The 2160-nt window shown below is 67.7% G+C and carries 2 protein-coding genes and 1 pseudogene; all 3 read right to left on the bottom strand.

Going from position 1 to position 2160, the window contains the following annotated elements:
• Window positions 1-1000 (bottom strand): sn-glycerol-3-phosphate ABC transporter ATP-binding protein UgpC (gene ugpC, locus EOA28_RS33505; RefSeq protein WP_128315729.1); only part of this gene is annotated, 1000 nt, incomplete at its 3' end.
• Window positions 987-1925, bottom strand: a complete 939-nt coding sequence (locus tag EOA28_RS33500) for a PfkB family carbohydrate kinase (RefSeq protein WP_127251388.1) — start codon at window positions 1923-1925, stop codon at window positions 987-989. The genes EOA28_RS33500 and ugpC, both read right to left, overlap by 14 nt.
• Window positions 1925-2160 (bottom strand): annotated as a pseudogene (locus tag EOA28_RS33495) (aminotransferase); the annotation flags it as partial. The gene EOA28_RS33500 and the pseudogene EOA28_RS33495, both read right to left, overlap by 1 nt.

The raw sequence follows: 2160 nt of genomic DNA, 5'->3' as shown, positions 1-2160 counted from the left end.
TTGCAACGCGGGCCTGCGGCGGCAGGGTTGCCGTCAGCCTTTGTGCGCCGATCCGGGCGGTGGTGACCTGTTCGGGGCCTGTCAATTCGACGACCTCGATCTCGACCGGCAACGACAGGTCCGTGCCGCTGCCGGGCCCGAGGCGGAGCGCTTCCGGCCTGACGCCGACAATGACCTGGGCCCCGTCACCGGCTGCGCCTGTGAAGCGTGCCGGCAGCGCCAGACGCGCATCCGTGCCGGTGATGGCGAGCTTGCCGCCCTCGACGGTGGCTTCCAGCATGTTCATCGCCGGCGCGCCGACGAAACCGGCCACATAGAGCGTTGCCGGCTGGTTGTAGATCTCTTCCGGGGTGCCCAACTGTTCGATGCGGCCGTCGCGCATGACGGCGATCCGCGTCGCTAGCGTCATCGCCTCGATCTGGTCATGGGTGACGTAGACGACCGTGGTCCTGAGCATCTCATGCAGGCGCTTCAGTTCCGTGCGCATTTCCAGGCGGAGCTTGGCGTCCAGATTGGAGAGCGGCTCGTCGAACAGGAAGACCTGCGGCTTGCGCACCAGCGCCCTGCCGATGGCGACGCGCTGGCGCTGGCCGCCGGACAATTGGCCAGGCTTGCGGTCGAGCAGGGTCTCGATCTGCAGGAGTCTCGCGGTCTCGCGCACGGCCTTGTCGCGCTCGGTGGCGGGAACCTTGCGCATCTCCAGGCCGAAGCCGATGTTGCGGCTGACGGTGAGGTTCGGATAGAGCGCGTAGGATTGGAACACCATGGCGATGTCGCGGTTCTTGGGATGCACGCCAAGCACTGAACGGCCGCCGATCAGCACGTCGCCGCTGGTTGCTTCGGCGAGACCGGCGATGATGTTGAGCAAGGTGGATTTGCCGCAACCCGAGGAGCCGAGCAGCACCAGGAACTCACCATTTTCGAGCGCGATGTCGATGCCTTTCAGCGTCTCGACGCTGCCGTAGTTCTTGCGGACGTCGCGGATCTCAAGCGCGCTCATGGACGGCATCCTCGAATTGGGTCGGCCCGCCATAGTCGCGGGGCAAGGTTGAGATGGCGCGCGAGGCCACGCGGATGGCGGCGGACAGGCACTTTTCAAGGGAGCGTTCCTGTGCCAGGGCGGCCAGGAAGGCGGCGTTGAAGACGTCGCCGGCGCCGATCGTGTCGACGACAGCGACGCGCGGTGCCGGCACTTCGATGAGACCACCATCGGCGCCGATGGCGATCGCGCCGCCCGGTCCGCGTTTGACCACGACGATCGCCCCGTCCTTCATGCCGTTGCGGATCTTGCGCGCGGCCGCTACGGGACTTGCGAGGCCGGCCAATGTCGTCGTCTCGACCTCGTTGAAGAGCGCCAGTTCGCAGCGCGACAGCCAGCCGCGCGCCGCCGCGCAGTTCGCCTCGGTCCAGCCGTCGATCGGCCATCCCGTGTCGAGCGCGACGGCGATGCGGTGCGCTTCGGCCCAGTCGAAGAGCGCGCCATAGTCGCGCGTAAGGTCGTCGGTGAGAAAGGAGCCGCTGAGCAGCGCATAGCCGCCGGCGAGCCGGTTGCCGTCGAGCACCGAAAGCACATCGTCCAGGCTGAACCGAGGCAGGTGGCCGCGCGTGGTGAAGAAGGTGCGCTCGCCATCAGGATGGGTCATGCCGACCGACAATGTCGTGCCTTCAGGACGAACCGGCCATTTCTGCGCGCGGTGCCCGAACGCCTCGCGCAGCCAGCGGCCGAACTGGTCGTCGCCGAGATTGGCGGCGATCTCGAAGTCGATGCCCAGCGCCTGCCAGGCAAGCGCGGTGTTGCCGGCCTGGCCGCCGACGCGCAGGTCGTCATGGTCGACGACGGTCTCGGTGCCGGCCTTCGGCCAGGGCGCGACCGGGCCGACGATCAGGTCGACATTGACGTTGCCGATCACCGCGAGCGGCCGCATCATTCGCTCCTGGTGATCTTGGTGGTGCGCACCGGCGTTCCGGCATTCTCGACGCGGGAATCGGCGAAGGCGATCATCAGGCGTTGCGCCACGGGCAGCATGGCGAAGATCGCCGCCAGTCCGGAGGCGGGTTTGAAGGCCAGGGTCACGGCGCCCGCGACCGGCGGCTTGCCCGAAGCGTCGAACACGATCAGCGGCGCGCCGGTCTCGACGACGGACAGGGCCATCGCGGTGA

This window comes from Mesorhizobium sp. M2A.F.Ca.ET.067.02.1.1 (assembly GCF_004023285.1).
GTDB lineage: Bacteria > Pseudomonadota > Alphaproteobacteria > Rhizobiales > Rhizobiaceae > Mesorhizobium.
The sequence above is the reverse complement of the archived record's forward strand: the minus strand, read 5'-3'. Positions and strand labels throughout refer to the sequence as shown.